This is a genomic window from Pantoea sp., from assembly GCF_032114055.1.
GTDB lineage: Bacteria > Pseudomonadota > Gammaproteobacteria > Enterobacterales > Enterobacteriaceae > Pantoea.
Window position 1 is genome coordinate 255,895 of the sequence record NZ_DAMCTB010000004.1, and the last position, 19,913, is coordinate 275,807.

13 protein-coding genes are annotated in these 19,913 nt (G+C 59.3%); all 13 read right to left on the minus strand.

The window, feature by feature from the left end:
• Window positions 1-10 precede the first annotated feature (10 nt).
• The 13 genes from RT657_RS09405 to RT657_RS09465 all read right to left on the minus strand — a co-directional run bounded on the left by RT657_RS09405 (window position 11) and on the right by RT657_RS09465 (window position 19,738).
• On the minus strand, window positions 11-697 hold the full coding sequence (locus RT657_RS09405; protein WP_313654020.1) for a GntR family transcriptional regulator: 687 nt from the start codon (window positions 695-697) through the stop codon (window positions 11-13).
• Between the two features lie 55 nt (window positions 698-752).
• Window positions 753-2,258 (minus strand): mannitol dehydrogenase family protein, encoded by a 1,506-nt coding sequence (locus tag RT657_RS09410; protein WP_313654021.1) that lies wholly within the window; start codon window positions 2,256-2,258, stop codon window positions 753-755.
• Between the two features lie 66 nt (window positions 2,259-2,324).
• Window positions 2,325-3,608: an MFS transporter gene (locus RT657_RS09415; RefSeq protein WP_313654022.1), complete on the minus strand. Its 1,284-nt coding sequence runs from the start codon at window positions 3,606-3,608 to the stop codon at window positions 2,325-2,327.
• A 76-nt stretch (window positions 3,609-3,684) separates the two neighbouring features.
• Entirely contained in the window at window positions 3,685-4,695 is a 1,011-nt protein-coding gene (locus RT657_RS09420) for a Zn-dependent oxidoreductase (RefSeq protein WP_313654023.1), read from the minus strand.
• Window positions 4,696-4,705: 10 nt separating this feature from the next.
• Complete coding sequence (gene manD / locus RT657_RS09425) at window positions 4,706-5,920, minus strand: D-mannonate dehydratase ManD (protein ID WP_313654025.1); 1,215 nt, start codon at window positions 5,918-5,920, stop codon at window positions 4,706-4,708.
• 208 nt (window positions 5,921-6,128) lie between these two features.
• Window positions 6,129-7,028, minus strand: coding sequence for a lipid kinase YegS (gene yegS, locus RT657_RS09430; RefSeq protein WP_313654026.1), 900 nt, complete (start codon window positions 7,026-7,028; stop codon window positions 6,129-6,131).
• 218 nt (window positions 7,029-7,246) lie between these two features.
• Entirely contained in the window at window positions 7,247-8,629 is a 1,383-nt protein-coding gene (gene yegQ / locus RT657_RS09435; RefSeq protein WP_313654027.1) for a tRNA 5-hydroxyuridine modification protein YegQ, read from the minus strand.
• A 122-nt stretch (window positions 8,630-8,751) separates the two neighbouring features.
• Window positions 8,752-9,459, minus strand: a complete 708-nt coding sequence (gene baeR, locus RT657_RS09440; RefSeq protein ID WP_313654028.1) for a two-component system response regulator BaeR — start codon at window positions 9,457-9,459, stop codon at window positions 8,752-8,754.
• A gap of 6 nt (window positions 9,460-9,465) precedes the next feature.
• Window positions 9,466-10,854, minus strand: a complete 1,389-nt coding sequence (baeS, locus tag RT657_RS09445; protein WP_313654030.1) for a two-component system sensor histidine kinase BaeS — start codon at window positions 10,852-10,854, stop codon at window positions 9,466-9,468.
• Entirely contained in the window at window positions 10,851-12,257 is a 1,407-nt protein-coding gene (locus RT657_RS09450; RefSeq protein WP_313654031.1) for an MFS transporter, read from the minus strand. Before RT657_RS09450 ends, baeS begins: the two co-directional genes overlap by 4 nt.
• 52 nt (window positions 12,258-12,309) lie before the next feature.
• The gene (gene mdtC, locus RT657_RS09455) at window positions 12,310-15,384 is read right to left on the minus strand and encodes a multidrug efflux RND transporter permease subunit MdtC (RefSeq protein ID WP_313654032.1); all 3,075 of its coding nucleotides are present in this window, start codon (window positions 15,382-15,384) and stop codon (window positions 12,310-12,312) included.
• Entirely contained in the window at window positions 15,381-18,503 is a 3,123-nt protein-coding gene (locus RT657_RS09460) for an MdtB/MuxB family multidrug efflux RND transporter permease subunit (RefSeq protein ID WP_313654033.1), read from the minus strand. The genes mdtC and RT657_RS09460 overlap by 4 nt, the downstream gene beginning before the upstream one ends.
• Window positions 18,503-19,738, minus strand: a complete 1,236-nt coding sequence (locus RT657_RS09465; protein WP_313654035.1) for an MdtA/MuxA family multidrug efflux RND transporter periplasmic adaptor subunit — start codon at window positions 19,736-19,738, stop codon at window positions 18,503-18,505. Before RT657_RS09465 ends, RT657_RS09460 begins: the two co-directional genes overlap by 1 nt.
• Window positions 19,739-19,913 lie beyond the last annotated feature (175 nt).

A 19,913-nucleotide genomic window follows, 5' to 3' on the forward strand; every position in this document is an offset into this window, starting at 1 on the left:
ACGGTGAGCATCAGGGCGTTTCGAACCAGTCGCTGTTGCGTTCGGCAATCGGGGTGATGGAGAAGATCATCTCCTGCAGATGAAGACGCATCGCGGCTTCGGCCGCATCCGCATCGCCAGATTTAAGGGCGGCGAAAATGGCGTCATGCTGCTCAATCAGTCTTTCCGGCGGGGAAACTTCGCTCAGCGTCAGAAACCGTACCCGATCCATCGTCGCTTTAATGTTCTCCACCGTTTCCCAGGCGAGCCTGCAGTCGATGCTTTCCGCGATCAGGCGATGAAACTCATCGTCCAGGCTGAGGAACGCCTGGCTGTCATGGCGTGTGGCGGCCATGCGCTGCAGCTGCAGGTTATGCTCCAGCGCCATCAGGCCCTGTACGGTGATCGTCTGCGCTGCACGCCGCACGACCGAAATTTCCACCGCCTCCCGGATAAAGCGGCCATCCGCCACCCGTTTAGCGGAAATTTTGCGCACGAAGGTGCCGCGCTGTGGCAATACCTGTACCAGTCCCGCTTCGGCCAGCTTAATAAACGCTTCACGTACTGGCTGGCGCGACACATTAAAGCGTGCGGACACCTCTTTTTCTGAGAGCAGCGAGCCCGGCTGGATGGCGCAGGTGACGATATCTTTGCGCAGATAGCGATAAATCTGCTGATTCACCGGTTCGCTGGTTGTAATGGTATAGGCGATCGACATGCAGCAATATCCATATTACGGCTGGCCGGAGCCAGCACCATGGGAAAGTGTCAGTCTAATCAGCACGCTGCGTCTGCGCCAGCCCTTTGTTTACCTGCTGCTGGCGACCATCCAGACAGCGATGCACCGTTGTACGCGCGCCCTGCGTGCAGAGTTGCTGATACCAGTCGGTCAGCCGGGCGACCACGTCGGCGTTCTGCAGCAGATCCTCGCCAAATATCTCACGCAGGGAAAGCAGGGCCCGTACACGCGCCTCACCCTCTTCGCTGGCGGCCACACACGCCGCCAGTTGTTTCTGCATCGGATCGCGGATTGTAATCGCCTGACCCTGCTCGTCCACGCCACCGACGTAGCGCATCCAGCCCGCCACACCCAGCAGCAGCAGGTCGCAGTCGCTACCGCGCTGCAGATGCCAGCGCAGGCTGTCGAGCAGGCGCTGAGGCAGCTTCTGGCTGCCGTCGGTGGCGATTTGCCCGGTGCGGTGTTTAATCGCGCGGTTCTCATAACGGGCAATCAGTGAGTCGGCATAGGCGTTAAGGTCCACGCCCGGGGTGCGCAGGGTAGGCGCCTGTTCATCCACCATCAGTGAACGGGCAGCGGCGCGGAAGTGGGGGTCGGCCATACAGTCGCTGATATGTTCATAGCCTGCCAGGAAGCCGAGATAGGCCAGGAAAGAGTGGCTGCCATTCAGCATGCGCAGTTTCATCTCTTCATAGGGCAGGACATCGCTGACCAGCTCTGCGCCCGCTTTCTCCCACGCCGGACGGCCATTGACGAAGTTATCTTCAATAACCCATTGAAAGAAAGGTTCTGCTTCGACGGCGACCGGATCGTGAGAACCCAGCCGCGCGCTAAGCGCGGTAAACGCGGCATCGGTCATGGCCGGCACGATGCGATCCACCATGGTCGACGGGAAGGTAACCTGCTGCTGAACATAGTCGGCCAGCGCCGGGTCCTGAAGCCGGGCAAGCTGTACAATAACGTTGCAGGTAACGTGGCCATTTTCCGGCATGTTGTCACAGGACATCACGCTGAAGGCGGGCAGATTCCGATCCCGGCGGCGGCGGATTGCGGCCAGAATTAACCCTGGCAGCGAGCGCGGTGCGTCCGGATTCTGCAGGTCGTGGACGATATCGGGGTGATCCGGGTTTAAGTGACCACTGGCAGGCTGGTGGCAGTAGCCTTTCTCGGTCACGGTCATTGACACGATCGCCACATCAGGCTGAGACATCGCCTCGATTACTGCCTCAATCCCGTCGCTTTTAGCGTGCAGCGCCTCGGTAACGACGCCAATCACCCGGGTCTGCAACGCGTCATCGGCCATCTCTGTCAGGGTATAGAGCAGATGCTGATCACGCAGAGCCTGAATCAGCGCGCCGCTGTTGAGGTTAACTTCGCAATATCCCCAGTCGCTGCCCTGATCCGCCAGTTTGTCGCTGCACAGGGCCTGATGGGCACGATGAAAGGCACCGAAACCGATATGCACAATGCGGGTTTTTAACTGGCTGCGGTCGTAAGCAGGGCGCCTGATCTCTGCGGGCAGGCGATCAATCTGTAACATAATCCGTCCTTATGGCAAACGGGGCGAAAAACGCCCCAAATCATGATTCCGCTAGCGGAATAACACTCAGACCGAAACCGGTTTATCGCGGGCTTTCGGACTGCGAATGACAAACAGCACGAGGAAAGCCCCCAGCGCCGCAACACACCCGGCCAGGACAAAAGCGCTGTCGAATTTGCCGGTGTGCTGAACAATAAAGCCGGTGACAACAGGCCCGATAATGCCGGAGAGGCTTCCTGTCAGATGGATAAAACCGCTGATGCTGCCGATGCGGCTCTTGTGAACGACATCCTGAATAATGGCCCAGTAAATCGCGCCGGTGATGTAGAGAAAGAAGATCGACACTGACATCATCATCACTGCGGGAACCACCTCTTTTATCGTACCCGCCAGCGCCACACAAATTGCGGCGGCCAGCAGTGAGACGACCAGCACAATTTTGCGCGACAACAACAGCTTGCCGGTGAGATTAAAGATTTTATCGGAGATCCAGCCGCCCAGCGCCAGGCCAACGAAGCCCACGATCCACGGAATCATCGTGGTGATACTCATCGATTTGATATCCAGTCCATGCGCCTGTACCAGATAGGCCGGGAACCAGCTCAGAAAGAAGAACAGGATGTAGTTGTAGCAAAAGAAGGCAAAGGCGGTGACCAGAATAATCGGCTGACGCAGATAGTAGCCAAAGGGATGCGGTGTCTCGGCAAGATCAACCTCATCATTCGGCGTGGCGCTCTTCAGGCGCGCGATCAGCTGACGCTCCTCATCCGTCACCCGTTTGCTTTTCGCCGGATTGTCTGCGGCAAAAAAGAGCCAGAATGCCATCCAGACCAGACCAATACAGCAGACGATGATGAAGGCCGGCCGCCAGCCGAAAGCCAGTGCCAGATAGCCAATGATCGGGCCAGCGACAGCGCCTCCCAGCGGCGAACCGGCACTCAGCAGGCCCATCGCTGTCGCGGCCTGTTTCCGGGGAAACCAGCCGTTAATCGCTTTGTTCGCCGAAGAGCAGATCGGCCCTTCCGCCATGCCAAACAGGATGCGCAGAATCAGCAGCGACCAGAAGCCGGTGGCCAGGGCGGTCATGCCGCAGAAGACAGACCAGGCGCCTACCGCCACGGCCAGTACGATTTTGGGGCCGAAGCGATCGGTGGCCAGTCCGCCGACAAAGTTAAACAGGGCATAGCCAAAGAAGAAGCTGCCGAAGATGATGCCGAACTGTTCAGCATTAATCGCCAGATCTTTTTCAACCAGCGGAACCGTCAGCGACAGGGCAACGCGGTCCAGGTAGTTAATCATGTAGACCAGGAACAGCAGTAAAACGAGGGTCCAGCGCAGATTCTTGAACATACAAACTCCGGGGTCTGTTTTATCGTTTTAAAGGTGCCCGCGGACATGCACCGGCACCGTTTCGGCACACCGGGCGTTAATCCATTTGCAGGATCACTTTGCAGCAGGTGCGCGGATCTTTCTCGAACAGGGTCATTGCACGTTCCGCGTCCCTGAGCGGAAAGGCATGCGTAATCAGCTTTTCGGGCTGGAGTAACTGCTGTTCCATCCAGCCGATGACCTGCGGAAAACGATTGCTGTTAAGGCGGGAGGTAAACAGCGACAGCTCTTTGCTGGTCAGGCTTTGCTGCGTAATGCTGCAGGGTTCGCCAGAGAAGCCCAGCAGGCCAATGCGGGCAGCCGGTGAGGCGAGCGCCGCCGCTTCAGCCAGAATGGCGGGATGGCAGGCGGCATCAATAATCAGCGTTGGCTGCACGCCGCTGAGCTGGTCAGCCAGCGGAATTTCACGGTTATCAAAACAGTGGTCTGCACCGCTCTGCGCGGCCAGTGCCAGCCGTTCCGGCAGCCGATCCGCCACCATCACGCTTTTCACACCATAGACGCCCTTCAGGACCTGCACGGCGGTGAGCCCCATCGGACCGGCACCGTAGATCAGGGCGATATCGTCTGGCTGCGGCTGAAGAAATGCCGTGATGTTGGCGGCGACAGTAAAAGGCTCGATCAGGCTGGCGAGCCGATCGGGAATCGTGTCCGGCAACGGCCAGGCATTACGGGCAGGCGCCAGCGCATAGTCGCTGAAGCCGCCGTCGCGGTGCACGCCAATCACCTGCAGTGTGGTGCAGACATTGGGCCGCCCGACGGAGCAGGGATAGCAGTTGCCGCAGCTGATAACCGGATCGACGGCAACGCGCTGACCCAGGCGGGCCGCATCCACCCCGTCGCCCACCGCATCAATCACACCAAAAAACTCATGGCCGATGACCCGGGGATAGCGAGCAAACGGATTGTGGCCGTGCCAGATATGGATGTCCGAGCCGCAGATACTGGCGCAGGTCACCTTTACCCGCACTTCGCCCGACGCGGGTTGCGGCAGGGGCCGCTCCACGATCGTCAGTTGACCCGGCTGTTCAATCACAACGCTTTTCATCCGTTTCTCCTTACCAGTTCCAGAGGGTGCCATCTTCAAGACGGGCAACCGGCAGATAAGCAGGCTCATAGGGGTATTTCGCCGCCAGCTTTTCATTAAAGTCGATGCCGAGGCCGGGTTTGTCGCCAGGATGCATGTAGCCCTGATCAAAGCGCCAGCTGGCATCAAACAGCTCCATCATCTGTTCAGAGAAGCCCATATACTCCTGCACGCCAAAATTCGGTACCCAGAGGTCAAAGTGCAGCGCCGCCGCCATGCAGACCGGCGAGAGATCGGACGGGCCGTGCGAGCCGGTGCGCACCTGATAAAGCGAGGCAAAATCCGCGATGCGCCGCATGCCGGTAATGCCGCCCGCATGGGTGAGGGTGGTGCGGATATAGTCGATCAGCTGTTCTTCAATCAGCTGCTTGCAATCCCAGATGCTGTTGAACACTTCTCCCACCGCAATCGGGGTCACGGTATGCTGGCGGATCAGACGGAAGCAGGCCTGATTCTCCGCAGGTGTCGGATCTTCCATCCAGAACAGGCGATAATCTTCCACGCTTTTGCCAAAGCGCGCCGCTTCTATCGGCGTCAGGCGATGGTGCATGTCATGCAGCAGATGCTCATCGAAACCGAATTTGTCGCGGATCGCGGCGAACAGTTTTGGGGTGAAGTCGAGATACTTTTCTGTTGACCAGAGCTGCTCTTCCGGCCAGTTGCCTTTGGTCGCTGGCTCATAGGCCAGCCCTTTGCCTTTCGCCATACCATAGGTGGTTTTCATCCCCGGTACGCCGCACTGTGCGCGAATCGCCCTGAAGCCCATTTCTTTGTGCTTCGCATAGTCATCCATGACTTCATCGATAGAGTGGCCGGTGGTGTGGCAATAGACCATCACCCCGGTACGTGAAGCGCCGCCCAGCAGCTGATAAAGCGGCATACCTGCGGCTTTGCCTTTGATATCCCACAGCGCCATATCGACAGCGGAGATGGCGGACATCGTCACCGGGCCGCGACGCCAGTAAGCGCCCTTGTAGAAGTATTGCCAGATCTCTTCGATCTGATGGGCATCGCGGCCGATCAACTGTGGACAGACATGATCTTTCAGATAGGAGGCGACCGGCAGCTCACGGCCATTCAGCGTGGCGTCACCCACGCCAGTCAGCCCCTGGTCGGTTGTAATCTTCAGCGTGACAAAGTTCCTGCCCGCGCAGGTGACAAAGACTTCCGCATTAACAATTTTCATTCCGGGTACCTTCCGTCGGTGTTCAATGACGAAAAAGTACGCGCTTTAATACTACCATACAAGTAAGGCTGGCAGAGTTGTGAAGAGAGTCACAGGATGTCGCTGAGCGTGACAAAGCGGGGCAGAAAAGAGGTAATCAAAGAGGCGCTGGCGCAGAGCAGGGCAGAAACGGAGAGCTAAAGGGGGCTGACGCCCCCGTTCGCGGTTATCAGGAAAGCAGATCACATTGTGGCGGCAGGCGGCAGCTCAGTGCGCCTGCCATGACCTCAATCACAAACTCGCGGCCGGAAAGCGGCTCACCGTCCAGGTTAAAGGTCATCTCATGCGGAGAACGGATAGTCAGGGATGCCAGCTGTGTGGTGACGATACCTGGATTGTCGTCGTCACCAGTCAGGGAGTGCAGCAGCGTCGGCAGCAACTCCTGAGCGGTGACGATGCTGACATCGAGTCGGCCATCGTTGATCAGGGCAGACGGGCACAACCGCTGGCCGCCGCCCGCCTGGCGTCCATTACCGATACCGATTACCAGCGCGTCGCCCTGCCAGGCGAAATCGGGGCCGCTGATTTCACAGGTGTCGGGTTTCAGCGTATCCATGCGCATCAGGCCGTGAATAAAGTAGGAGACGCCGCCCAGCGCCGACTTCAGCTTTTCCGGCGTTTCGGTGGTGATGCGGGTGCCGAATCCGCCGGTTGCCATGTTGATAAAGTAGTGGCTCTGGTTGACCCGGGCCAGATCGATAGCATGCGCTTTCCCCTGAATCGCCAGCCGCAGAGCGTGCTCCATCTCTTCCGGAATGCCGACGCTGGTGGCGAAGTCATTGGCGGTGCCCAGCGGCAGAATGCCCAGCACCGGACGATACTCCGCATCGGATGCGGCCAGCGCCGTCGCAATTTCGTTGATGGTGCCATCGCCACCGCCTGCCACGACGGTTTCCGCCCGCAGCGCAATCGCCTCTTTGACGTAACGGTCGCCGTCCCCTTTTTCAAACGTGACACGCACCGCAATGTCGAAACCTTGTTCACGCAGGGCAGTAATTGCGTCGCGCAGATCTTCATTACCCGCGCCTTTTCCATTCAGGATGAGCAGCGTTAGCGGTTTATTATCCATTTTGCGTTCCTTGAGGATCTACAGAGTAAGAAAGGAGTTTATAACATAGCTGCCAGCAGCAATTTATTGGAGAAAGGGAGAAAAAAGAAAACCCGCACGGGGGAGCCGGGCGGGTAAATGAGGTGGTTCCTGGTAAATCTGCCGTTTGTTGTTACTCGTTAGCAGCAGGCGGGACTATAAAGCAGTGCCCGGCAGGGGTCTGTGATCCTGTTCTGATTTCAACAAATTGTTTCCGTTGGTAAACGGTTATGCGGATCGCGGGTATCTTCGCCGTGATCGAAGTTACGCAGCAGCAGGGCAAACTGCAGCTCCACCTCTTGAGGAACCTGCAGCCAGACGCGATGACCATCGCCCGGCGCAACCTCGGTGGGCTCACCACGGGCACTCTGCAGGGCATCAATCCGGCACTGCAGGTTCCCTGCTGGCGTCATGATCTCCACACTGTCGTGCAGCATAAACTTGTTTTTCACTGCTACTTCCGCCCACTCACCGCGCCGCTCGCCGGTAAATTCACCGACAAACTGCTGGCGATCGGAAACCGAAAAGCCCTGCTGGTAGTTCTGATAGCTGTCATGGGTATGGCGGCGCAGGAAGCCTTCGGTGTAGCCGCGATGGGCCAGTCCCTCCAGGGTCTGCAGCAGCGAAGGATCAAACGGTTTACCGTCGGCGGCATCGTCAATCGCCCGACGATAGACCTGCGCGGTGCGGGCGCAGTAGTAGTAGGACTTAGTGCGGCCCTCGATTTTCAGCGAATGCACGCCCATTTCGCTAAGCTGCTCCACATGGGCGACCGCGCGCAGATCGCGCGAATTCATAATGTAGGTGCCGTGCTCATCTTCGAACGCACTCATGAGCTCACCGGGTTTCATCTTCTCTTCCAGCAGGAAGACCTTATCGGTCGGCTGGCCCACGCCCAGCGTGGGGGTGACATCCTGCACCGGGATGGGTTCATGAATACCCACGATATTACCCACCTCATCCTGCTGACCTTCGGCCACTTTGTACTCCCAGCGGCAGGCGTTGGTGCAGGTGCCCTGATTAGGATCGCGTTTGTTCATGTAGCCCGACAGCAGGCAGCGACCGGAATAAGCCATGCAGAGCGCGCCGTGAACAAAGACTTCCAGCTCCATCTCCGGCACCTGCTGGCGGATTTCGGCGATCTCTTCCAGCGACAGCTCGCGCGACAGGATCACCCGGCTCAGCCCCATCTGCTGCCAGAATTTTACCGTCGCCCAGTTGACCGCGTTGGCCTGCACCGACAGATGAATCGGCATCGCCGGAAAGGCCTCCCGCACCAGCATAATCAGGCCGGGATCGGACATGATCAGCGCATCGGGCTGCATAGCCACCACCGGCATCAGGTCGCGGATAAAGGTTTTCAGCTTGGCGTTGTGCGGCGCAATGTTGACGACCACATAGAACTTTTTGCCCAGTGCGTGGGCCTCGCTGATGCCCAGCGCAAGATTTTCGTGAGTAAATTCGTTGTTGCGCACCCGCAGGCTGTAGCGCGGCTGGCCGGCATAGACGGCATCGGCACCATAGGCAAAGGCGTAACGCATGTTTTTCAGCGTGCCGGCAGGGGAAAGAAGTTCAGGTTTCATGTTGTTCTCACTGATGTCAGGTCAGCATGCCGCCGCAGGCGGCAGGTGCAGGGCGTTAAGCCCTGCAAAAGGTGCGGAATTGTAGGCAGTGAGAAAAGGGAAGTAAATTGATCGGGATCAAACTAGATCAAATGACAGGCATCCGCCTCCCAGCGGTAACCCATGCCGTAGACAGCGCGGATAAAGGGCTGCTCACTGTCGAGCGTCTCCAGCTTGCGGCGCAGATTCTTGATGTGGCTGTCGATGGTGCGATCCGTCACCACGCGATAGTCATCATAGAGGTGGTTAAGCAGCTGTTCGCGTGAAAAGACTTTGCCCGGTTCCAGCGACAGCGTTTTCAGCAGGCGGAACTCTGCGGGCGTGAGGTCGATCGGTTTGTCGCGCCAGCTGGCGGAGAAGCGGCTCTCATCGACCCGCAGCAGCGAGGCGCTCTGCGGTTCTTCTGCCGAACGTCTGACCCGGCGCAGAATGGTTTTGACCCGCGCCACCACCTCACGCGGGCTGAAGGGTTTGCAGATGTAGTCATCTGCACCCAGCTCCAGACCGAGAAGCCGGTCGATCTCTTCGGTGCGCGCCGTCACCATAATAATTGGCAGGTCAGAATGGCGGCGGATTTCGCGGCACAGCGTCAGGCCGTCAATGCCGGGCAGCATTAAATCCAGCAGCATCAGGTCGGGTGGCGTCTGGCGGACATACTCCAGAACCGCATTGCCGTCGGCGATGTGATGGGTACGGTAATTTGAGGCGAGCAGATAATCGATCATCAGCTGCGCCAGTTTCGGCTCATCTTCGACCACCAGAATCAGCGGATCGGGGGTTTCCAGGCTCATAAGCGTCTACACAGGGGGAACATAGCGCAAGTGTAGCGCGATTTTCAGTCCACCTAAATCAGAGTGCGCCGCATGCAGGTCGCCGCCGTGCGCTGCCGCAATATTTTTGCAGATGGCGAGGCCGAGGCCTGAGCCGCCGCTGGCACGGTTGCGCGACCCTTCTGTGCGGAAGAATCGCTCAAAAATCTGCGCCTGATATGCCTTGTCCACACCCGGCGCACTGTCATCAAATTCGATATGCCAGTCAGGCGACTCGTACCGCAGTGTGACCTCCACCCGGCCTCCGCTGTCGGTATAGCGCAGGCTGTTCTCCAGCAGGTTGGTGAAGAGTTGCATCAGGCGGTCGGGATCGCCAAAGAAGGGCGCCTGGTCGGGCAGATTCAGTTTCAGCGTCAGCTGATGCGCGCGATAGCGTTCGGCGAAGCTGCCCGCCGTCACCTCCAGCAGCTGCACCAGATCGGTCGCCTGTTTGCGGTAGGCGAGGGCGCCGACATCGGACAGCGACAGCTGATGCAGGTCATCGACCAGCTTGCTCAGCACCACGACTTCACTCTGCAGCGAGGCGATCGCTTCCGGCGTCAGTTTGCGTACCCCATCCTGCATCGCTTCCAGTTCACCCCGCAGAATCGCCAGCGGCGTCCGCAGCTCGTGAGAAATATCGGCCATAAAGGCACGGCGCATGCTTTCATTTTTCTCCAGCGAACGGGCAAGAAGATTAAAGTCGCCCGCCAGCTGACCCAGTTCATCCCGGCTGCTGACCTCGACGCGGGTGGCAAAATTACCGGCCGCCAGATGATGGGTGCCATCGACCAGCCGCTTAACCGGGGCCAGCAGACCGCGTGCCATCAGCCAGGTGGCCAGCGCCGCCAGCAGGGTCGACAGGCCGACGATGATCCAGCTGGTGCGTCGCTGCTGAAGATCAAAGTTAATGTCGGTACTGCGCGTCAGCCGCTCCGGTGGAGAGCCGATCACCCAGCCGACTATCTTGCCCGTGCTGGTGGTGATATTGCGCCGCGTGCCTTCCGGCGGCACCGGCCCCGGCGGGCCAGCCATCACTTTATAGTGCTGATCGAGCACCCAGAACTGGGTGCGCCAGCCGTGAGGCGGCAGCTGGCTGCTGCTGTCCGGGTTCTGCTCAAGCGAACGCAGCATGGTGAAGATCAGCCGGTCGTTGTGACGTAAAAAGTCCCAGTTGCCGTGCTGCTCATACTGATCGGCCAGCGCATCGCTGAGCAGGTTCAAACGCTGCTGATTGCCGCGCTTGATATAATCGACAAAGCCATGCTCGAAGCTGAGCCGCACGCCCCAGTGCATAGTAATCAGTACCAGCATGCAGGTGGCAAAGATCGCCATAAACAGTTTCGCCCCGATACCCAGGCGCAGGTTCACTCTCATTTTTTTCTCCGGCGTCGCAGATCGATATTGGTACTCACCTGGGATGGCACACGCCAGAACACCAGCGCAGGCAGGATGATAATCAGCGACATGCAAAGGTAGGTATAAATAAACATCTGATGTTCCGCCGCGCTGCCCGCTGCGCTCTCCTGGGCAAACGCCCCCAGCAGCAGCCCGGCCACAGTGACGCCAATACTCATCGACAGCTGCATGATCATCGACAGCAGGCTGTTGCCGCTGGAGGCCAGCTCATCAGGCAGCTCCTTCAGCGTCAGGGTATTCATCGACGAGAAGCGAATGGCATTAACCATCCCTTGCAGAAATAGCACCAGCGGCAGCAGCCAGATCCAGCCCAGCATGGCCGTCAGCGGGAACAGCAGTACCACCAGCGCCAGCGCCACGGTCGACGTCACCAGCACCCGGCGATAGCCATAGAGATTGACGATGCGCACCACGATGCGCTTCATCCCCATGTTGCCCAGCACCATCGGAATCATCATCAGACCAGCGTGAAACGGGCTGTAGCCCATGCCGAGCTGCAGAAAAATAGGGGTAATAAAGGGCAGCATGCCACTGCCGATGCGGCCGGTGAAGCTGCCGAGCAGGCCAATCGCGTAAATCGGGTTATCAAACAGCTTCAGGCTGAACAGCGCGTTATCGTTACCGCGGGCATGCAACAGATAGAAGAGCAGCGCGAAGGTGCCCGCCAGAATCATGCCGCCCAGCAGGAGAGGAGAGCCGCCGCTGCTGCGCTGACCATCCAGCGCCAGGGTCAGGGTCGCCATCCCGGCGGCCAGCAGAACAAACCCGGTAAAATCGAAGCGCCGCGTCTGCATACTGTAGTTGGGCATCAGCATCAGGGTTGCGATAGCGCCCATGATGCCGACCGGGATATTGATCAGAAAGATCCAGTGCCAGCTGGCGTACTCCACCAGCACACCGCCCAGCGCAGGGCCGAGCAGCGGGCCAATCTGGCCGGGCAGGGTGACAAAGGTCATCGCGGACATGTACTGCTCACGCGGCACGATTTTCATGACCGTCAGACGGCCCACCGGCACCATCATCGCGCCGCCAATCCCCTGAACCACCCGCGACAGCACCAGCTGATCCAGCGTGGCGGAGAGGGCGCACAGCAGCGATCCCAGACTGAACAGCACAATGGCGCTGAAGAAAATGTTACGCACGCCAAAGCGGTCCGCCAGCCAGCCGCTGACCGGCAGCATGACCGCCACCGTCAGCACGTAATAGACGATCACCGCGTGCATGTGCAGCGGGCTGACACCCAGATCGTGCGCCATCGAGGGGATCGCGGTATTCACGATGGTGGTGTCCAGCGTCTGCATAAAGAAGCCGATGGCAACAATCCATAACTGCCAGCGGACGTTAGTGCTTTGCGTACTCATCGATTCCCCCCGATAACGGCGTGACTCCCGATGTCTGACGCCACTGCACCTGTCACGGCTGCTGCGTGGCGACCCGCGGACGTTTTTTACGCCGCAGTTTATCCATCATCAGATAGACCACCGGCGTCGTGTAAAGCGTGAGCAGCTGGCTCATCACCAGGCCGCCCGCGATGGTAATCCCCAGCGGCTGACGCAGCTCAGCGCCATCCCCACTGCTCAGCACCAGCGGCAGCGCGCCAAACAGCGCAGCCAGCGTGGTCATCATAATCGGCCTGAAGCGCAGCAGGCAGGCCTGGAAGATCGCTTCCCGCGCACTCAGCTGACCGTTACGCTCCGCTTCCAGCGCAAAATCGACCATCATGATAGCGTTCTTTTTCACGATGCCGATGAGCAGCAGAATGCCAATCAGTGCAATCAGGCTGAAAGGCGTATCGAACAGTTCCAGCGCCAGCAGCGCCCCCACGCCCGCCGAGGGCAGGGTAGAGAGGATCGTCAGCGGATGCACATAGCTTTCATAAAGGATCCCCAGCACGATATAGACCGCCCCGATCGCCGCCAGCATCAGCCAGAGCTGGCTGCTTTGCGACTGCTCAAACACCTGCGCCGTGCCGGCAAAGCTGCCCCGCACGCTGGAGGGTACGCCAAGCGCCGTCATGGTGCGCTCAATCGCTTCCGACGCCTGGGACAGCGACACCCCTTCCGGCAGGTTAAAGGAGATGGTCGACGCAGCTGACAAGCCTTCATGATTCACCGACAGCGGCGCGTTGGCTGGCTGCCAGTGCGCGAACCACGACAGCGGAATCGCTTTACCTGCGTCATTAATCACAAACATCTGCGACAGGGCGCTGATATCCTGGGTATAGCGCGGATCAACCTCCATCACCACTTTATACTGGTTCATCGGCTGGTAAATGGTTGAAATCTGCCGCTGACCAAAAGCGTTATTCAGCAGATCGTTAGCCTGTGAAACCTCGATCCCCAGCCGTGCCATGCTCTCCCGGTCATAGGTCAGCGCCATCTCACTGCCCTTGTCCTGCTGATCGGAGTTAACATCCGCCAGCTGCGGCAGCGCAGAGAACGCTTTACGGATTTTCGGCTCCCATGTCCGCAGTGCGCCAAGATCGTCCGACAGCAGCGAATATTGATAAGTGGCATTCGACTCCCGTCCGCCAGCACGCAGATCCTGCACGGCATTCAGATAAAGACTGGCACCCGGCTCTTTTGCCAGCTTGCCGCGCAGGCGGGCAATAATCGCCTGTGCGCTCTCTTTACGCTCGGACAGGGGTTTCAGCGAGATAAACATCGAGCCGCTGTTGGTCTGCATACCGCCGGTAAAGCCCACCACGCTCTCGACCGCCGGATCGGCCCCGACAATCTCCATAAAATCCTGCAGCTTACTGCGCATCGCCTGGAATGAAATACTCTGGTCAGCGGAGATAAAGCCGGAGAGCCGCCCGGTATCCTGCTCCGGCATAAAGGTTTTCGGCACATGCACAAACAGCCAGCCGGTCAGGACGATCGTGGCGACAAACAGCAGCATGACCCAGCGCGCATGGTTCAGCACCACCCGGAGCGAACGCCCATACCCCTGCTGAATCGCCATCAGCAGACGACCCACTCCGCGGCGGCGTGGCTGGCTGCGTGGCGCATGGGGCTTTAGCAGATAAGCGCACATCATCGGCGTCAGGGTAATTGAGATGAACAGGGAGATGACAATAGCCACCGACAGGGTAATAGCAAACTCTGAGAAGAAGCGGCCAATCAGCCCGCCGAGCATCAGCAGCGGCAGGAACACCGCCACCAGCGACAGGCTCATTGACAGCACCGTAAAGCCGACCTCCTGCACGCCTTTCAGCGCGGCTGCCAGCGGTTTCATACCCGCTTCAACGTGGCGGGCGATATTCTCCAGCACCACAATCGCATCATCCACCACAAACCCGGTAGCAATAGTCAGCGCCATCAGCGACAGGTTATTCAGGCTGAAGCCGCAGAGATACATGGCGGCGAAGGTGCCGATCAGCGAAACCGGCACGGCGACGGCGGGGATCAGCGTGGCCCGGCCCGAACGCAGGAAGAGAAACACCACCATGATCACCAGCACCACGGCGATCACCAGCGACTGCTCAACCTCATGCAGAGACGCGCGAATGGTGGGTGAGCGATCCTGCGCAATCTGCAGATTGATCGCGGCCGGGATCACCTCATGCAGCCGGGGCATTTCGGCACGGATCCGGTCCACGGTGTCAATGACGTTCGCGTCCGGCGTTTTGCGGATCAGCAGCAGCACCGCCGGTTTACCGCGCGACATCCCGGCGTTGCGCACATCCTGTACCGAGTCCGCCACCGTGGCCACATCTGACAGCCTGACGGCTGCGCCATTGTGATAATGAACGATCAGCGGCTGATAGTCGCGGGCGGTCTGCAGCGCGTCGTTGGTCCGGAGCTGCCAGCGCCGCTGGTCATCATCCAGAGCGCCCTGTGGACGGCGCTGATTAGCACTGGAAATGGCAGTGCGCACATCATCCAGAGAGACGCCCTGATTAAACAGCGCCTGTGGATTCAGTGCGACGCGAACGGCAGGCAGCGAGCTGCCGCCCACGGTCACATCACCCACGCCCTGAATCTGCGACAGTTTCTGTGCCAGCTGGGTTGAGGCGTAATCGTAGAGCTGACCCGGACTGTAAGTATCTGACGTCAGCGTCATGATCATGATCGGCGCATCGGAAGGGTTAACCTTGCGCCACGTCGGACGCGACGGCATGCCGGTCGGCAGCAGGCTCTGCGCCGCGTTAATCGCAGCCTGCACGTCGCGTGCGGCGCCATTGATATCACGGTCAAAATCGAACACCAGAATGATGCGGGTGCTGCCCAGCGAGCTGGTCGAGGTCATTTCGCTGACGCCTGAAATACGTCCCAGTGAACGCTCCAGCGGCGTGGCCACCGACGAGGCCATGATCTCGGGCGCTGCACCCGGCAGCGAAGCGGAGATCACAACCACGGGGAAATCGACCTGAGGCAGCGGGGCCACCGGCAGCAGGCGGAAACCCAGTATTCCGGCCAGCGTAATGGCGAGCGTCAGCAGGGTGGTTGCCACAGGCCGATGAATAAACAGGGCAAAAAACCTCACTCTGCGGCCTCCGTGCGGCGGAAGCGGCGGCGCGTCGCATGGGCCAGCCGGTCGAACAGCAGGTAGATCACGGGCGTCGTGAAGAGAGTCAGCACCTGACTCAGAATCAGTCCGCCGACCATCGCAATGCCCAGCGGATGACGCAGTTCGGCACCGACCCCCGTACTGAGCATCAGCGGCAGCGCACCGAGCAGCGCCGCCAGCGTGGTCATCAGTATCGGACGGAAACGCAGCAGGCAGGCCTGGAAGATCGCGTCATAGGGTTTCATTCCCTGTTCACGCTCGGCCGCCAGCGCAAAGTCGATCATCATGATGGCGTTCTTTTTCACGATGCCGATCAGGAGGATAATGCCGATGATCGCCACAATATCCAGCTCATTACCGCTGAGCATCAGCGCCAGCAGTGCGCCGACCCCGGCGGTGGGCAGCGTGGACAGAATCGTGATTGGGTGAATAAAACTCTCATAGAGTACGCCCAGCACGATGTACATCGCCACGATGGCTGCCACAATCAGCCAGACCGTGCTGCTCAGCGCCGCTTCAAACGCCAGCGTGCTGCCCTGGAACTGGGTCATCATCTCCGCAGGCATACCCAGCGCGGCTTCCGCCCGCGACACTGCCTTCACCGCCTCTTCCAGCGAATAGCCTTCGGCCACATTGAACGAGAAGGTCGCCGACGGGAACTGGTCGAGATGGTTAATCGTCAGGGGCGCGAAGCGCTGTTCAATGCGGGCAATGGCGCTGAGCGGCACGCTGCCGCCGTCGCTGCTGTTGAGGCGGATCGCCTCCAGACTCTCCAGCCCCGGGGTGGCGTGATTATCCTGCTCCAGCACCACGCGATACTGATTGGCCTGAGTATAGATGGTGGAGATGAGCCGCTGACCAAAGGCGTTGTAGAGCGCATTATCCACGTCCGCCATGCTGATGCCGAGGCGGCTGGCGCTGTCGCGGTCGACGTTAACGTACGCTTCCAGTCCCTGATCCTGCCAGTCGCTGCTGATATCGCGCAGTTCAGGCAGCGTATTCAGCCGGGTCAGCAGGGCCGGAACCCAGGTGCTGAGGGACGTCAGTGAGCCTGACTGCAGCGTAAACTGATAAGGGGTGCGGCTCGTCTGCGTATCAATGGTCAGATCCTGTACGGCCTGCAGCCAGAGCTGCACACCCGGTACCTGACTCACCGCCGCCTGCAGACGCTGCTGAATGTCAGGGATGCGGTCTTCACGCTGATCCAGTGGTTTAAGGTTGATCTGCAGACGGGCACTGTTGAGCGCGGCGTTGGTGCCATCCACACCGACAAACGAGGTCAGACTCTCAACGGCCGGATCTTTCATAATAATAGAGGCCACATCGCGGGTACGCTGCGCCATGCTGGCGTAGGAAACTGACTGCGGTGCCTGCAGTGTGCCCTGAATAATGCTGTTGTCCTGCTGCGGGAAGAAGCCTTTCGGGATGATCACCCACAGCATCAGCGTCAGCATCAGGGTGCCCAGCGCCACGGAGAGCGTCAGCCAGGGGTGATTCAGCACCCGGCGCAGGCAGCGGCCATAAAAGGCGACGATGCGGTCAAACATCGCTTCGCTGGCGCGTGAAAAGCGGTTCTGTTTACGCAGTGACTCTGCGCTCAGCATCCGGGCGCACATCATCGGTGTCAGGGTCAGCGAGACGACCGCCGAGATCAGGATCGCCACCGCCAGCGTCACGGCAAATTCGCGGAACAGCCGGCCTATCACATCCCCCATAAACAGCAGCGGGATCAACACGGCGATCAGTGAGAAGGTGAGTGAGATGATGGTAAAGCCGATTTCGCCGGCCCCTTTCAGCGCCGCGGTCAGCGGTTTTTCGCCTTTTTCGATATAGCGCGAGATGTTCTCAATCACCACGATAGCATCATCGACGACAAAGCCGGTGGCGATAGTCAGTGCCATCAGCGTCAGGTTATTAATTGAGAATCCAAGGAAATACATGGCGGCGAAGGTGCCGATTAGCGACAGAGGAACCGCCACCGCCGGGATCAGCGTGGCAGGCACATTACGCAGAAACAGATAGATAATCATCACCACCAGCGCCATCGCCAGCACCAGCTCAAACTGGGTGTCACTGACCGATGCACGGATGTTGGTGGTACGGTCGGTAAGCAGTGTGACCTCGACGGACTTTGGCAGGGTCGCCGTCAGTGCGGGCAGCATGGCGCGGATGTTATCCGCTGTGGCGATGATATTGGCGCCAGGCTGGCGCTGAACGTTAAGCACTATCGCCGCATCGCGGTTGGCCCAGGCGCCCAGCCAGCTGTTTTCCGCGCCCTGTTCAATCGTCGCTACGTCGCCAAGCCGTACCGGGGCGTTGTTTTTATAACTGATAATCAGCTGCCGGTAATCTTCGGCCGACTTCATCTGGTCATTGGCGGACAGGGTGACAGAGCGGGTCGGCCCATCCAGACTGCCTTTAGCAGAGTTGACGTTGGCATTGCTGATCGCGGTCCGCACTGTTTCGCTGGTCAGGCCAAGCGCCGAGAGCGCCTGTGTATTCAGCTTAACCCGCACCGCCGGACGCTGTCCGCCTGACAGTGTAACCAGTCCGACGCCACTGACCTGCGAAATTTTCTGCGCTATCCGGGTTTCGATCATGTCCTGCACCTGCGTCAGCGGCATACTGCGGGTAGTGACGGCCAGGGTCATGATGGGTGGATCGGCGGGATTCACTTTGTTATAGACCGGCGGATTAGGCAGGTCGCTGGGCAGCAGGTTGGTGGCGGAGTTGATCGCCGCCTGCACTTCCTGCTCTGCCACATCCAGCGGCAGCGTCAGCTGAAACTGGAGCGTCACCACCGAAGCACCGCCGGCACTTTGCGACGACATCTGTTTCAGGCCGGACATCTGGCCAAACTGATGCTCCAGCGGGGCAGTGATCGACGAGGTGACCACATCCGGGCTGGCACCCGGATAGAGGGTGACGACCTGAATGGTCGGATAATCCACTTCTGGCAGCGCCGAAACCGGCAGAAAGCGGTAACCCAGCACGCCAGCCAGCAGAATCGCAATCATCAGCAGTGACGTGGCGACCGGCCGCAGAATAAACTGGCGCGACGGTCCGCCATGCTGATCGGGAGGCATCACCTGCATTACTCACGCTCTCCTTTTGACGGCAGCGTGGCGCGGCTGCTGTGCGGCGCACTGCTCTGTGCTGCCACCACCTCGACTTTTGCCCCCTCTGTCAGGCGGTCCAGACCATCGGTCACTACGCGCTCGCCTTCCTCCAGACCGGCAGTGATCACCACCTTCTGGCTATCCTGCAGACCGGCTACCACGCTTTTCTTGCTGACTTTGTTGTCGCTGTTAACGACCCAGACAAAGTTCCCCTCGTTGCCCATCTGGAGTCCCGCAGGCGGGATGACAATCGCATCCTGCAGGGTGTTGACCTTCAGGCGCACATTGACGAACTGATTAGGAAACAGCGCATCGTCCTGATTATCAAAACGTGCCTTGATTTTGATGGTGCCGGTGGTGACATCGATCTGGTTGTCGAGGCTCAGCAGTTTGCCGCTGGCGATCAGGTTCTGATTACTGCGATCCCAGGCTTCCACCAGTAGCGGCTGGCCGCTTTTCTGCGCCTTAAGAATGGGGCTGATGCTGTTCTCCGCCAGGGTGAAGATCACATCAATCGGGTGCGTCTGGGTGATGACCACGATGCCGGTGCTGTCACCGCTGGTGACGTAGTTACCCACATCGACCTGCTTCAGGCCGACCCGTCCGGCGATCGGCGCCGTAATCCGGCTGTAGGTCAGGTTAAGCTGTGCGCTGGCAACGCTGCCTTCATCCGCTTTCAGCGTGCCGAGCGTTTCGGCCACCAGTGAACGCTGAGTATCAAGATCCTGTTGCGACACCAGTGAGGTTTTTGCCAGTTTCTCATAGCGTGCCAGGTCGCGCCGGGCGTTGGCCAGCGTGGCCTGATCTTTAACGACCTGACCCTGAGCCTGGGCTAATGCCACCTGATAAGGGCGCGGATCGACTTCCGCCAGAAGGTCGCCGGCTTTGACCTGATCACCTTCAGTGAAATGGATGGCCAGCAGATCGCCATTGACCCGGCTGCGCACGGTGGCTGTATTGGCGGCGGTGACGGTTCCCAGTCCGCTGAGGTATTGCGGCACGCTCTCGCGGGTGGCGGTGGCGGCCTGAACCGGGGCCAGTGGACGGCGCGCGCCCTCACCGTGGCCTTTGCCGCCCGGCGCAGACGCATCCTGCTGGTTGCCACTTTGCGGCGCGGTACTGCGCTGCCAGCCATAATAGCCGCCCGCCACGACGGCGATCAGGGCCAGCACAATCAGGGTTTTCTTCATAACAGGGTGTCGGGTGCTCATGATTCTGATGCTCTCCAGCAGTGACGTAGTCCCAGGCGCAGACAGCAAAAGGTTAGCCTGCAAACGACAGAGTGTAGTCGCCTCTGACGGGCAAAAGTTGAAGGAAATAAGGAATCTCTGTCAGGGCGGGGTCATTATGCCTGTTCTTTCATGAATCGCAGCACAATCGTCATAA

Bases quoted from the DNA above. Each gene is read 5' to 3' on its own strand.
- RT657_RS09405 (WP_313654020.1), bottom strand. From the start codon at position 697: ATGTCGATCGCCTATACCATTACAACCAGCGAACCGGTGAATCAGCAG.
- RT657_RS09410 (WP_313654021.1), bottom strand. From the start codon at position 2,258: ATGTTACAGATTGATCGCCTGCCCGCAGAGATCAGGCGCCCTGCTTAC.
- RT657_RS09415 (WP_313654022.1), bottom strand. From the start codon at position 3,608: ATGTTCAAGAATCTGCGCTGGACCCTCGTTTTACTGCTGTTCCTGGTC.
- RT657_RS09420 (WP_313654023.1), bottom strand. From the start codon at position 4,695: ATGAAAAGCGTTGTGATTGAACAGCCGGGTCAACTGACGATCGTGGAG.
- manD (WP_313654025.1), bottom strand. From the start codon at position 5,920: ATGAAAATTGTTAATGCGGAAGTCTTTGTCACCTGCGCGGGCAGGAAC.
- yegS (WP_313654026.1), bottom strand. From the start codon at position 7,028: ATGGATAATAAACCGCTAACGCTGCTCATCCTGAATGGAAAAGGCGCG.
- yegQ (WP_313654027.1), bottom strand. From the start codon at position 8,629: ATGAAACCTGAACTTCTTTCCCCTGCCGGCACGCTGAAAAACATGCGT.
- baeR (WP_313654028.1), bottom strand. From the start codon at position 9,459: ATGAGCCTGGAAACCCCCGATCCGCTGATTCTGGTGGTCGAAGATGAG.
- baeS (WP_313654030.1), bottom strand. From the start codon at position 10,854: ATGAGAGTGAACCTGCGCCTGGGTATCGGGGCGAAACTGTTTATGGCG.
- RT657_RS09450 (WP_313654031.1), bottom strand. From the start codon at position 12,257: ATGAGTACGCAAAGCACTAACGTCCGCTGGCAGTTATGGATTGTTGCC.
- RT657_RS09460 (WP_313654033.1), bottom strand. From the start codon at position 18,503: ATGCAGGTGATGCCTCCCGATCAGCATGGCGGACCGTCGCGCCAGTTT.
- RT657_RS09465 (WP_313654035.1), bottom strand. From the start codon at position 19,738: ATGAGCACCCGACACCCTGTTATGAAGAAAACCCTGATTGTGCTGGCC.